This window comes from Curtobacterium sp. MCLR17_051, from assembly GCF_003234395.1.
Lineage (GTDB): Bacteria > Actinomycetota > Actinomycetes > Actinomycetales > Microbacteriaceae > Curtobacterium > Curtobacterium flaccumfaciens.
On sequence record NZ_QKTA01000001.1, the window covers coordinates 610760 to 622624 of the forward strand.

An 11865-nucleotide genomic window follows, 5' to 3' on the forward strand; every position below is an offset into this window, starting at 1 on the left:
ATCGCGCGTCAGTGCGTGGACCGATCGTAACCCGAATCCATGTCCTGTCAATTGGACATTCTGTCGTCAGGTCGTTTGGATCGGTCCACAGAAGGCCTGATGAGGACGGGAGCGGTCCAATCTGTGGGTCGGGCTCAGCGCTCGTCGTCGACGGGGCCGTCGCCCAGGACGTCCCCCAACGAAGCCATGTCGGCGCCGTGGTCGGTGTAGCGGCGCACGGTCCGTCGGGCGGCGGCACTCGCGGCGCCGGACAGGGCGGGGTTGCGTCGGGCGGCGTCGGCGACGCGTCCGGCGTGCCCCGCGGTGGAGAGCAGCACGTTGGCCAGGGCTCGGGCGTCGCCGCGCTCGGGGACCCCGGTCACGGTCCACGCCGTGCGGACCTGGGCGTCGGGAGTGACGCCACGGCGGGTGCCCATCCGGTGCCAGTCCGACAGCACGCCCTCGGTGCGCGAGGCGGCGCGGTCTGCCTCTCCCGCGCGACGGCGTGCGGCGTCACGGGCATCGGACTCGGTGTCCGAGCCCTCGACCGTGTCGTACCGGTCGGTGAGCCCGTCGGCCCGGCGCCGGACGCTGTCGGCACGTTCACGCGCTGCGACGTCGTCACCACCGGCCGCTGCGATGCGGGCGGCGTGCGCGGCGGCAGCCGCGGCGAGGATCTCCGAACGCTCCATGCCCTCGACCGTAGCCGCTCCGACCGACACCATCTCGCCCCCTCGGCGGCTGGACTGCGTCCCGGGACACAGTCCGCCGGCGACGACGACCGTGTGTTCGCCATCGCGTTACCCTCGAGCTGAGGGGGCATCATGAAACGGACCGGCGGAATCGCCATCGTGCTGGCGGCCGGCGTGGTGCTGTCCGGCTGCTCGCTGCTGCGGGGACCGGACGGTGCCCTGCCCGCTCCCGCCTCCCCACCCGCGTCGAGCCCGACCGCGAGCGAGACCCCGACCGCGACCCCGGACGGCGAGTCGGCATCGGACCTGATCGAGGCCTCGGCGAACCCGCGCACACCGACCCCGGTGCCGACGGAGGCCGCCGCACCCGCACCGACGCTGACACCGATCCCCGCCGGGACCGTCCTGGCGCAGGGGGACGTGGCCTCGCCGAAGGGCAGCGTGCACTTCCACTTCCGGGTGGTCGCGGACGGCGACGACACCTTCACCGCGCAGTACTCCGGGATCACCTCGACGCTGCCGGTGCCGATCGGCGTCGCATTGTTCGACCTGCCCCGTGCGGTGGGCGACGGGCTCACCTACCCCGGTGTCGGTGACCGGACCCTCGGCGGTCCGACCAGCACAGCGGCCGCGGTCGACGTCCCGTTGGACGGATCCGGGGTCGACCCGTCACACCTCGGCACCCTCGTGACCTACTCCGCCGCGGCGCCCGGACAGGACGTCCCCGTCGAGATCTCCGCCGGCAAGGTCCTCGCGGTGTCCACCGTGCGGTGGTCCGTCCCCGCCCGGCAGACGAACGTGCACCCGAAGGACGCCGGACGACGGGCGAACGCGACCGGGACCGTCACCGCGACCACGGCCGCCGGCGCGCCGAGGTCCTACGGCGTCGCACCGGACGACCTGATCGGGGACGTCGCGGCGCGGTTCGGCATCACCGTCCGCGACCTGGTCTGGCTCAACGAGGGCGTCCAGGTGTTCGGCGAGGACCAGCACCTGTACGAGGGCACGTCCCTCAACCTCGACCCGCTCGCCCGCTGAGCCGGCGGCCCGGCGCCGAGCCCCGCGGCGTCGCAGCGGGCCCTCGCGAAAGCGACACTTCTCCGCGGAAGATCGGCGCGCATCTGTCGCTTTCGCAGGCCTGACGGCGGCCCGTCGGGCGCAACTGTCGCTTTGGCAGTGCCCGACACGACGGACGGGAGGCCCGTGGCGGATCCGCCACGGGCCTCCCGTCCGTCAGGTGGGGGCGTGCGTTACTTCCGCAGCTCCAGGTACTTCGCGATGAGCGCCTTGGTCGACGGGTCCTGCGCGTCGAGCGCGGCCTGGTCGCCCTCGACGGCCGGCGTGACCTGCAGCGCCAGCTGCTTGCCGAGCTCCACACCCCACTGGTCGAACGAGTCGATGCCCCAGATCGTGCCCTCGGTGAACACGATGTGCTCGTACAGGGCGATGAGCTGGCCGAGGACGCTCGGGGTGAGCTCCGGCGCGATGATCGACGTGGTCGGCTTGTTGCCCGGGAACGTGCGCGCCGCGACGATGCCCTCGTCGGTGGTGCCCTCGGCGCGGACCTCGTCGGCGCTCTTGCCGAACGCGAGCGCCTTGGTCTGCGCGAAGAAGTTCGCCAGGAACAGCGTGTGCACGTCGGTGCCGGGCGCGACACCCTTGCCGTCGCCGGTCTCGTCCTTGAGCGGACGGGCCGGGTTGGCGACCGTGATGAAGTCGGCCGGGATCAGGCGGGTGCCCTGGTGGATGAGCTGGTAGAACGCGTGCTGGCCGTTCGTGCCGGGCTCACCCCAGAAGACCTCGCCGGTCTCGGTGGTGACGGGCGAGCCGTCCCAGCGGACGCGCTTGCCGTTCGACTCCATGGTGAGCTGCTGCAGGTACGCGGCGAAGCGGTGCAGGTACTGCGTGTACGGCAGGACCGCGTGGCTCTGCGCACCGAGGAAGTTCGTGTACCAGACGTTGAGCAGGCCCATCAGGACGGGGACGTTCTGCTCGAGCGGCGTGGTGCGGACGTGCTCGTCGATGGCGTGGAAGCCGGCGAGGAACTGCTCCCAGTTCTCCTTGCCGATCGCGATGACGACGCTCGTGCCGATGGCCGAGTCGACCGAGTAGCGGCCGCCCACCCAGTCCCAGAAGCCGAAGGCGTTCTCGGGGTCGATACCGAACGCCTCGACCTTGTCGAGCGCGGTGGAGACGGCGACGAAGTGCTTGGCGACGGCGTTCTTCTTCTCGTCGTCGGCGGCGTCGGTCAGGCCGAGCTTCTCCCACAGCCACTGGCGGGCGAGGCGCGCGTTCGTCAGGGTCTCGAGCGTGCCGAAGGTCTTCGACGCGACGATGAAGAGCGTGGTCTCGGGGTCCAGGTCCGCGGTCTTCTCGTAGATGTCCGCCGGGTCGATGTTCGAGACGAAGCGGGCCTCGAGGCCGGGCTGGACGTAGGGCTTGAGTGCCTCGTAGACCATGACCGGGCCGAGGTCGGAGCCACCGATGCCGATGTTGACGACGGTCTCGATGCGCTTGCCGGTGACACCGGTCCAGGCGCCGCTGCGGACCTGCTCGGCGAAGCCGTAGACCTTGTCGAGCGTGGCGTGCACGTCGACGTCGACGTCCTGGCCGTCGACGGTCAGGGGCGCCGCCGGCACGAGGCCCTCGGTCGCCTTCGGGCGGCGGAGCGCGGTGTGCAGCACGGCGCGGTCCTCGGTGACGTTGATGTGCTCACCGGCGAGCATCGCCTGGAAGCGTTCGGCGACGCCGGTGTCCTTCGCGACCTGCAGCAGCGCGGCGAGGATCTCGTCGGTCACCAGGCCCTTGGACAGGTCGACGGTCAGGTCGGCCGCCTGGAAGGTGTACTGCTCGGCACGACCGGGGTCGCTGTCGAACCACCCTCGCAGGTCCGGGGTGAAGCCGGCAGCGATGCTGTCGAGCTTCTTCCAGCCTTCGGTCGATGTGGGGTCGACGGGAGCGGATTCGGTCACTTCGGTCCTCCTGGGGATCACGTTCAAGACGTACAGCCCGCGGGTCACGCAGCGCTGCGTCGCGGACCGTCTTCGAGCGTAGTGCGCTCCGGCGGGTGGTGCGCACAGTCGGCCGGGAGGCGCGGCTCGCGTTCGCTGCGCGCGTCACGCCTCCCGGCCGGTCGCGTTCAGGGCCGCGGTCGGCTCGCCGGGTTCACGGCTGCGCCGCGAAGCGACGCAACCGCAGGCTGTTCGTCACGACGAAGACCGACGAGAACGCCATCGCCGCACCCGCGAGCACCGGGTTGAGCAGCCCCGCCATCGCGAGCGGGATCGCCGCGACGTTGTACGCGAACGCCCAGAACAGGTTGCCCTTGATGACGCCGAGCGTCGCGCGCGACAGCCGGATGGCGTCGGCCACCACGGTGAGCCGACCGCTGACGACCGTGATGTCGCTCGCGGCGATGGCCGCGTCGGTGCCGGCCCCCATGGCGATGCCGAGGTCGGCCGCGGCCAGTGCGGCGGCGTCGTTCACGCCGTCGCCGACCATCGCGACGCTCCGCCCCTCGGACTGCAGCCGGCGGACGGTCTCGAGCTTCGACGCCGGGGTCGCGCGGGCGTGCACCTCGTCGATGCCGACGCTCGCGGCGACCGCACGTGCGGCACCGTCGTTGTCGCCGGTGAGCAGGACCGGGTGCAGGCCGAGCGCCCGGAAGCGGGCGATCGCGTCGGCGGCCTCGGGCTTCACGGTGTCGCCGACGACGACCACGCCGAGGGCGGTGCCGTTCCGGGCGACGACGACCGCCGTGCCCCCGTCGACCTCGGCACGGTCGACGGCGTCGGACAGCACCGTTGGCAGGGTGATCGACCACGAGTCGGCGAGCCAGCGGGTCGTGCCGACCAGGACGACGTCGCCGTCCACGACGGCCTGCACACCGGCGCCGGCGGTGGCGGTGAACTGCTCGGCCTGGGGCAGGCCGGCGCCCCGGGCACGGGCCGCGGTGGTCACAGCGCGGGCGACGGGGTGTTCGGAGCCGTCCTCGACCGCTGCGGCGAGGCGCAGGACGACGTCCTCGGTCTCGTCGACGGCGGTGACCGACCGCAGGGTCATCGACCCCGTGGTGACGGTGCCGGTCTTGTCGAGCACGACGGTGTCGACGCCGCGGGTGCGCTCGAGCACCTGCGGACCGCCGATCAGGATGCCGAGCTGGGAGCCGCGACCGGTGCCGACCAGCAGCGCGGTGGGCGTGGCGAGCCCGAGGGCGCACGGGCAGGCGATGATCAGGGTGGCGACGGCCGCGGTGAAGGCCGCGGTGACCGAGCCGCCGAACACGAGCCAGCCGACGAAGGCCAGCACGGCGAGCACGATGACGATCGGCACGAAGACCCCGGACACGCGGTCGGCCAGACGCTGCACCTCGGCCTTGCCGGTCTGGGCGTCCTCGACCAGGCGACCCATCCGGGCGAGCTCGGTGTCGGCGCCGACACGCGTGATCGCGACGACGAGCCGCCCGCCGACGTTGATCGTGGCACCGGTGACCCGGTCGCCCGGGCCGACCTCGACCGGCACGGACTCGCCGGTGAGCATGCTGAGGTCGACGGCCGAGGAGCCGTCCTGCACCAGGCCGTCGCTCGGGATCCGCTCGCCGGGTCGCACCACGACGACGTCGCCGACGACGAGGGACGAGGTCGGCACGCGGTGTTCCGCGCCGTCGCGCAGGACGGTGGCGTCCTTCGCACCGAGTTCGAGCAGTGCCCGGAGTGCGGCACCGGACTGTGTCTTCGCGCGGGCCTCCATGTACCGGCCGGCGAGGATGAACACCGTCACGGCCGCCGCGACCTCGAGGTACAGGTCGGTGGCCTCGGGGTCCGTGGCGAACCACGAGAACGTCATGTGCATGCCGGTCGTGCCGGCGTCGCCGAAGAACAGGGCGTACAGCGACCACCCGAAGGCAGCGAGGACGCCGACGCTCACCAGGGTGTCCATGGTGGCGGCACCGTGCCGGGCGTTGACCCACGCGGCACGGTGGAACGGGAGCGCACCCCAGACGGCGACGGGCGCCGCGAGCGTCAGGGCGAGCCACTGCCAGTTCGGGAACTGCAGGGCCGGCACCATCGAGAGCACCACGACGGGCACCGCGAGCACGGCGGACACGACCAGGCGTCGGCGCAGCGGGCCGGTCGGGTCCTCGTCGACCGCGGGGTCGGCGTCAGCAGCGGCGGGTGGGGCCGGCACCGTGGCGCCGTAGCCGGCCGACTCCACCGCGGCGATCAGCGCCTCGGGGTCGGCGGTGCCGTCCGCGGCGACCTGCACCTGCGCCTTCTCGGTGGCGTAGTTGACGGTGGCGGTGACCCCGGGCAGCTTGCCGAGCTTCCGCTCGATGCGGTTCGCGCACGAGGCGCAGGTCATCCCGGTGATGTCGAGTTCGACGGCGCGGTCGGTCACGAGCGCACGACCTCGTACCCCGCCTCGGCGACGGCGGCGCGGAGGGCGTCCGCGTCGACGGGTGCCGCCGAGCTGACGGTGACCTCGGACGATCCGCCGGGGACGAGTCGGACGTCGACGCCCGACACTCCGTCGACCTCGGTGAGTTCCTCGGTGACGCTCATCACGCAGTGGTCACAGGTCATGCCCTCGACGAGCAGCGTTTCGGTGGTCATGGTGTCTCCTTCTCGGTGGTGGGTCGTCAGGGTCAGGAGCGGACGAGCCGGGCGATCGCCTGGCTGGCCTCGCGCACCTTCTCGTCGGCGGCGTCCCCGCCCTCGGCGACGGCCTCGGCGACGCAGTGCGCCAGGTGGTCCTCGAGCAGCGACAGCGCGACGCGTTCGAGCGCCCGGTTCGCCGCCGAGATCTGGGTCAGGACGTCGATGCAGTACGTCTCGTCCTCGACCATCCGCGCGATGCCGCGCACCTGCCCCTCGGCGCGACGGAGTCGCTTGAGCAGGTCGTCCTTGTCGCCGATGTACCCGACGTGTTCGTGCATGTCCGCCTCCACCGTTCTCAATACGGTACCCCCCTAGGGTATTCCGATCTCGTCCGCGCGCAACCGGTGGCATGATCAGCGCATGGACCCCTCGACGACGAACGGATTCCGCCGGCTGCGGTTCTCCGACGGCGAGGGTTCCGACTACTCCGAGATCTTCGCGGCCGAGTACGGCGGCTCGGACTTCGCCTCCGAGACCTTCGCCACCGACGACACCCGGTACGAGTACACGGTCGTGGGCGACGACGACCTGTCGCTGCGCACCATGCGGGCCGAGGGCGGTCGGCGGGGCGGGGTCATCGGCGTGCGGGACGACCACGTGGTGTTCTGGCTGACCAAGGGCCGGCTCGAGATGCACTTCGCCGACCGCACCCGCGTCGTCGAGCCGGGCAGCCCGTACATCGCCTCGGCGTCCGAGGCCTACCGGTTCGAGTCCGACGGCACCGTCTACAACGGCGTGCACGTGTCCGACCGGTTCCTGCGGAGCGTCGGCCGCGACCTCGGCTACCGCCTGCCCGACGGCCCACTGCTGTTCGACCAGCAGGACGAGGTCGTCGCCCGGCGCGAACCCCTGCGGCACCTGATCCGTGAACTCGGGCCGGCCCTGGTCGACGACCGCGTGCTCGGACCGATGCGGACCGCGCTGAACCGCCGGCTGGCCGTCGTCATCCTCGACACGTTCCCGATCCGGAACCGCGGTGACGACGTCCCCGTGGCGAACCGGCTCCGCGACGCGATCCGCTTCATCGAGCTGCACGCCGCCGAACGCCCCTCGGTCCCCACGGTCGCCGCCGCGTGCGGACTGAGCCAGCGTGGGCTGCAGGACGTCTTCGCCCGGACGCTCGACACCACCCCGCACCGGTTCCTCCGCGACCACCGTCTGGACCGGGTGCGCGAGGAGCTGCTCCGCGCGGACCGTGGTGGCCCGGTCGCCCCGGCGGACTGCCCGCTCGTGTCCTCCGGCATCGCCGCGATCGCCCGCCGCTGGGGCTTCACCAACCCGGGCCGGTTCGCCGAGACCTACCGCGACCGGTTCGGCGAGGACCCCGCCGTGACGAAACGCGCGTCGCTGGCCGCGCAGCCGGAGGCCGGCAAGGCGTCGTGGCGTGTCCGTCGTGCGGTGTCGTACATCGAGCAGCACCTCGACGACCCGCTCACGCTCGACGACATCGCGGCCGCTGCAGGGGTGCTCCCCAGACGGCTGCAGCAGCTCTTCCGCGAGGAGCGCGGCGAGTCCCCGATGGCCTGTGTGCGTGCCATGCGGGCCGCTGCCGAGCGCAACGGCGCGGCCGGAATCGGCTGAACGGCCGGACGGAACACCCCGGGGGTACACCCACATCCCCGGTTTTCCGGGGATCCCTGGACATCACCCGAATCCGAGAAGTCGTATGTGACGAATCTCTTCCACAGCCCGTCTCATCCGTGAACAGCAACCGCTGGGAACGCCCGGCGGGTCAACGGAAGGAACGAACATGGCTGACACCATCACCCCCACCCCGGCCACCACGGCGACCCGTGCCACCTCGCACGCCGGCACCAGCGGCGTCACCGGCAAGACCGTCATCGACGACACCGTCGTGTCGAAGGTCGCCGGCATCGCCGCCCGCGAGGTCAACGGCGTGCACTCCCTCGGCAACGGCGCGGCCCGTGCCATCGGCGCCATCCGCGACGCCATCGGCCAGCGTGACTTCGGTCAGGGCGTCAAGGTCGAGGTCGGCGAGAAGCAGGTCGCCGCGGACATCGTGATCGTCGCCGAGTACCCGGTGTCGCTCCAGCAGGTCGCCGACGGCGTCCGTGCCGGTGTCGCCCGCGCCCTCGAGCAGATCGTCGGCATGGAGGTCGCCGAGGTCAACGTGACCGTCCAGGACGTCTACATCCCGGGTGACGACGACGACAACGAGGACGAGAAGAAGGAAGCCCGAGTCGCATGAGCAACACGCTGATCGGCGCCCTCATCGGCGCAGTCCTCGCCGTCGTGGCACTGCAGTTCGGGTTCTGGGGCTTCGTGCTCGTGATCGTGTTCGGTGCGATCGGGGCCCTCGTGGCCGCACTCGCCACCGGTCGCATCGACCGCGGCGCCCTGACCGACGTGCTGACCGGACGCCGGAGCTCCCGGTGAACGCCGGCCCGGACGTCCCGGGCCGCGTCGAGATCACCGCACGCGCGCTCACCTCGCTGGCGCGGGCCGTCGCAGCCGAAGGGCTCGGCGCCCCCGCCAAGCGGGTGCGCGTCGGACTCGGCGACGCGTCGGGAGCGCTGTCGCTCGACATCACCGGGCCGATCGCCGCGAGCGACGACATCGTCTCCGGGTCGATCCGGATCGCGGACCAGGTCAAGGGCCGCGTGAGCGACCTGACCGGGCGCCGCGTCGGCAGTGCCCACATCGAACTCACCGGGATCGTGCGTGAGCACGAGTCCCGTGCCCGCTAGGAGGCCATCATGAGCAACGGTTCCGTCGAACGACGCATCCGTCGTCGGAGCGTGCACCGCTCCCGCTCCACAGCAGTGGCGGTGGCACTCGTGGTGCTCGCCCTGGTGGCCGCCTGGATCGGCACCGAGGCGGTGCTCAGCGCCATCGGACGCCCGCCGCTGGTCGCCGACCCCCAGACCGTGGTCGACACGGCGCTCCGTCCGGACGCCGCGTTCGTCACCGTCGTCGAGGTCATCGCGGGTGTGCTCGTCGTCCTCGGCGTCGTGCTGGTCGTCCTGGCGCTCAAGCCCGGCCGCCAGCACCGATCGGTCGTCGAGCACGAGCGTGGTGCGGTCGTCATCGACGCCCGCATCGTCGCCTCCACCGCGGCGAACGCTGCCGGCATGGCGGCCGGTGTCCCCGAGGGGAACGCCTCCGCCACCGCCCGTGGCCGTTCCACCGAGGTCCGCATCGTCCCCGTCACGGGTGTGCCGGTCGACGAGGCGCGCGTCCGCGCCGCCGTCGTGGAGCGCCTGAGCGGTCTCGACGAGCGCTTCGGCCGACGCGTCCGCGTCCGGGTCGAGGAGAAGGGAACCCTCGCATGACCAAGAGCAACCGGACCCTCAACCGGATCATCCTGTTCGTCCTCGGCCTCGTCGCCGTGGTCGTCGGGATCGCGATGGGCGCGGGTGTGCTGCCTGCCGTCCAGGACGCCGTCAAGCCGTACGTCGACCTCCCCCGCAGCCTCGACGTCCCAGCGTCCGCGCTGTGGATCGTCGCCGGGGCCGCGGCCCTCGTGGTCGTCCTGTCGCTCGTGTGGGTGTTCACCCGCGGTGGTGGCGGCACGTCCGTCGCCGTCCGGGAGCACTCGGGCGACGATGCGGTCACCGTCAACGTCGCACTCGTCCGGGACGTCCTCGAGCACGAACTCGCGGGTGTCCGCGACGTGGTCGGGTCACGTGTCGACACCTACCTCGTCCGCCGGCAGCGCGCCGCCCGGATCCGTGTCGCGGTCCGCCGCGGCGGGGACGCCGTCAGCGTGCTCGACGCCGTCGACCGAGCCGTCGCGGTCCTCGACCGCACCCTCGGCCGTCCGGTCCCGGTGCTCGTGCACCTGACCGGCGGTACCCGCTCCGCGCTCGCGAAGTCGACCCGCGTCCACTGACACCCGTCAGCCGGACGTACCCCGGGCCTCCCGGCCCACCACCACACCACCGGGCGCACGCCCACCCACGAAAGGACCCGTCATGGGACTCGACGACAAGATCAAGAACGCCGCTCAGGACCTCGCCGGCAAGGCGAAGGAAGCCGTCGGCAACCTGACCAACGACGACTCGAAGGTCGCCGAAGGCAAGAAGGACCAGGCCGCCGCGAGCGCGAAGCAGACCGGCGAGGACGTCAAGGACGTCTTCAAGAAGTAGGTCGCAACGACCGCATCGGGGCACCCGTCGAACGGGTGCCCCGATGCGTCCCCGCGCAGATCCCGAACGAGGAGGAACCATGCAGCACGACCCCCATGCGAACACGCAGGTCACCGAGGTGACCCTGCCCGCAGCACTGACGGAGCCGCTGCCCGACGACGCGAGCACCGCGACGATCGTCGCGCGCACCGCGGCGGAGACCGCGCTCGGCGTGCCCGGCGTGCACCACCTCGGCGGGATCGCCGCCCGTGCCGCCGACCAGCTGCGGAAGCAGCTCGGCCGTTCGGCGGGCACCACCGGCGTGCAGGTCGACGAACAGGACGGCGTGCTCACCGTGCAGGTCGCCGTCGTCGTCAGCTACCCGCACCCGGTGCTGGCCGTCGCCGCCGAGGTCAGGCAGCAGGTCACCGCAGCGACGCGGCAGCTGTCCGACCTCCGCACCTCGGTCGACGTGCGCGTCCTCGACGTACACGGACCGTTCGACGACGAGCAGTCCCCGCTCGGCCGGGCCGCCGAGCAGGCGACCGACGCGGTCAAGCAGGCGGCCGAGTCGACCGGCGACGCCGTCAAGCGGGCCGCCGAGACCACCGCGGACGCGACCAAGCGCGCCGCGACGGCCACGGCGGACGCGACGAAGCAGGCAGCGTCCGCCACCGCCGACGCCACCAAGCGCGCTGCCGACGCCACCGCCGACACCACGAAGCGTGCCGTCGACACCGCCGCCGAGACGAGCGAGCGTCTGCGTGACGCCGCCTCGGAGTCGCTCGCCCGGGCATCCGAGCAGGCCGCCGACGCGGCATCGTCTGCGAAGGACGCCGCCGAGCAGGCCCGCGACGTCGTCGTCGACACAGCCGGCACGACCCGCGACCGGGCCGCCGACGCTGCCGATGCCGCGGCGGACGCGGCCGACGACGCAGCCGTCGCCGCCGATGCGGCAGCGGATGCCGCCACGGCTCCCCGTCACCGGGACCAGCCGTGACCACCGCCTGGTCCGGAGGGCGCCGGTCCCGCGACCGGCGTCCCCGACCCCGCGGCGTCTGGATCGCCGGCGGCATCGGGGTCTTCCTCGTCCTCGCCGTCGCGGTCGGCGGCTTCCTGCCGCTGGTCGGGTTCCTCGGCGGGGTCACCGCCACCACCGCCGGCCTCGTGCCGTTCCCGTTCGTCCGCGTCACCCTGATCGCCCTGCTCGGTGCGGTCGTGGTGCTCGCCCTGCTCCTGCTCGCCCTGACCCGCCGGCACACCGCCACCGCGACGACCGCCGTGGTGCTCGCCGTCCTGGTGAGCCTGGCGGTCACCCTGGTCCCCGTCGTCCTGGTCGCCGTCGGCTCCGCCGACCGCGCGGGCGACGTCTGGCCGATCGTCACCGAGCTCTGGACCCGCTTCACCGGCTGACGTCGTGCACACGGTCCCGGCCTGGAGGCCCGCCCC

At 72.4% G+C, this 11865-nt stretch carries 15 protein-coding genes; 10 read left to right on the forward strand and 5 right to left on the reverse strand.

Features of this window, described 5'->3' with window-relative positions; all coding sequences use genetic code 11:
• Positions 1-134 precede the first annotated feature (134 nt).
• Positions 135-671, reverse strand: coding sequence for a hypothetical protein (locus tag DEJ06_RS02900; RefSeq protein ID WP_071405966.1), 537 nt, complete (start codon positions 669-671; stop codon positions 135-137).
• A 132-nt stretch (positions 672-803) separates the two neighbouring features.
• Between DEJ06_RS02900 and DEJ06_RS02905 the strand changes: the two genes are divergently transcribed.
• Positions 804-1709: a LysM domain-containing protein gene (locus DEJ06_RS02905; protein WP_258372390.1), complete on the forward strand. Its 906-nt coding sequence runs from the start codon at positions 804-806 to the stop codon at positions 1707-1709.
• Between the two features lie 212 nt (positions 1710-1921).
• Here DEJ06_RS02905 and pgi read toward each other — a convergent pair whose 3' ends face one another.
• The 4 genes from pgi to DEJ06_RS02925 all read right to left on the reverse strand — a co-directional run bounded on the left by pgi (position 1922) and on the right by DEJ06_RS02925 (position 6606).
• Positions 1922-3643: a glucose-6-phosphate isomerase gene (gene pgi / locus DEJ06_RS02910; protein WP_111038338.1), complete on the reverse strand. Its 1722-nt coding sequence runs from the start codon at positions 3641-3643 to the stop codon at positions 1922-1924.
• 193 nt (positions 3644-3836) lie between these two features.
• Positions 3837-6068, reverse strand: coding sequence for a cation-translocating P-type ATPase (locus DEJ06_RS02915; protein WP_111038339.1), 2232 nt, complete (start codon positions 6066-6068; stop codon positions 3837-3839).
• Positions 6065-6283, reverse strand: coding sequence for a heavy-metal-associated domain-containing protein (locus tag DEJ06_RS02920; RefSeq protein ID WP_027466002.1), 219 nt, complete (start codon positions 6281-6283; stop codon positions 6065-6067). The genes DEJ06_RS02915 and DEJ06_RS02920 overlap by 4 nt, the downstream gene beginning before the upstream one ends.
• 32 nt (positions 6284-6315) lie before the next feature.
• A complete protein-coding gene (locus tag DEJ06_RS02925; protein WP_027466001.1) occupies positions 6316-6606 on the reverse strand; it encodes a metal-sensitive transcriptional regulator in 291 nt (96 codons plus the stop codon).
• An 82-nt stretch (positions 6607-6688) separates the two neighbouring features.
• Here DEJ06_RS02925 and DEJ06_RS02930 point away from each other — a divergent pair, with 82 nt between their 5' ends.
• The 9 genes from DEJ06_RS02930 (at position 6689) to DEJ06_RS02970 (ending at position 11829) form a co-directional block, all read left to right on the forward strand.
• The gene (locus DEJ06_RS02930) at positions 6689-7909 is read left to right on the forward strand and encodes an AraC family transcriptional regulator (RefSeq protein ID WP_111038340.1); all 1221 of its coding nucleotides are present in this window, start codon (positions 6689-6691) and stop codon (positions 7907-7909) included.
• A 169-nt stretch (positions 7910-8078) separates the two neighbouring features.
• Positions 8079-8537 carry an Asp23/Gls24 family envelope stress response protein gene (locus DEJ06_RS02935; protein WP_111024451.1) on the forward strand — a complete coding sequence of 153 codons (459 nt, stop codon included), beginning with the start codon at positions 8079-8081 and terminating at the stop codon, positions 8535-8537.
• Entirely contained in the window at positions 8534-8725 is a 192-nt protein-coding gene (locus DEJ06_RS02940) for a DUF2273 domain-containing protein (protein ID WP_017885412.1), read from the forward strand. Before DEJ06_RS02935 ends, DEJ06_RS02940 begins: the two co-directional genes overlap by 4 nt.
• A complete protein-coding gene (locus tag DEJ06_RS02945; RefSeq protein ID WP_017885411.1) occupies positions 8722-9036 on the forward strand; it encodes a hypothetical protein in 315 nt (104 codons plus the stop codon). Before DEJ06_RS02940 ends, DEJ06_RS02945 begins: the two co-directional genes overlap by 4 nt.
• Before the next feature lie 9 nt (positions 9037-9045).
• A complete protein-coding gene (locus DEJ06_RS02950; protein ID WP_111038341.1) occupies positions 9046-9621 on the forward strand; it encodes a DUF6286 domain-containing protein in 576 nt (191 codons plus the stop codon).
• On the forward strand, positions 9618-10181 hold the full coding sequence (locus tag DEJ06_RS02955; RefSeq protein ID WP_111038342.1) for a hypothetical protein: 564 nt from the start codon (positions 9618-9620) through the stop codon (positions 10179-10181). Before DEJ06_RS02950 ends, DEJ06_RS02955 begins: the two co-directional genes overlap by 4 nt.
• An 82-nt stretch (positions 10182-10263) precedes the next feature.
• Entirely contained in the window at positions 10264-10437 is a 174-nt protein-coding gene (locus DEJ06_RS02960) for a CsbD family protein (RefSeq protein WP_071246087.1), read from the forward strand.
• Positions 10438-10516: 79 nt separating this feature from the next.
• Positions 10517-11416: an Asp23/Gls24 family envelope stress response protein gene (locus DEJ06_RS02965; RefSeq protein WP_181436723.1), complete on the forward strand. Its 900-nt coding sequence runs from the start codon at positions 10517-10519 to the stop codon at positions 11414-11416.
• Positions 11413-11829, forward strand: a complete 417-nt coding sequence (locus tag DEJ06_RS02970; protein ID WP_111038344.1) for an MFS transporter permease — start codon at positions 11413-11415, stop codon at positions 11827-11829. Before DEJ06_RS02965 ends, DEJ06_RS02970 begins: the two co-directional genes overlap by 4 nt.
• The last annotated feature ends 36 nt before the right edge of the window (positions 11830-11865 follow it).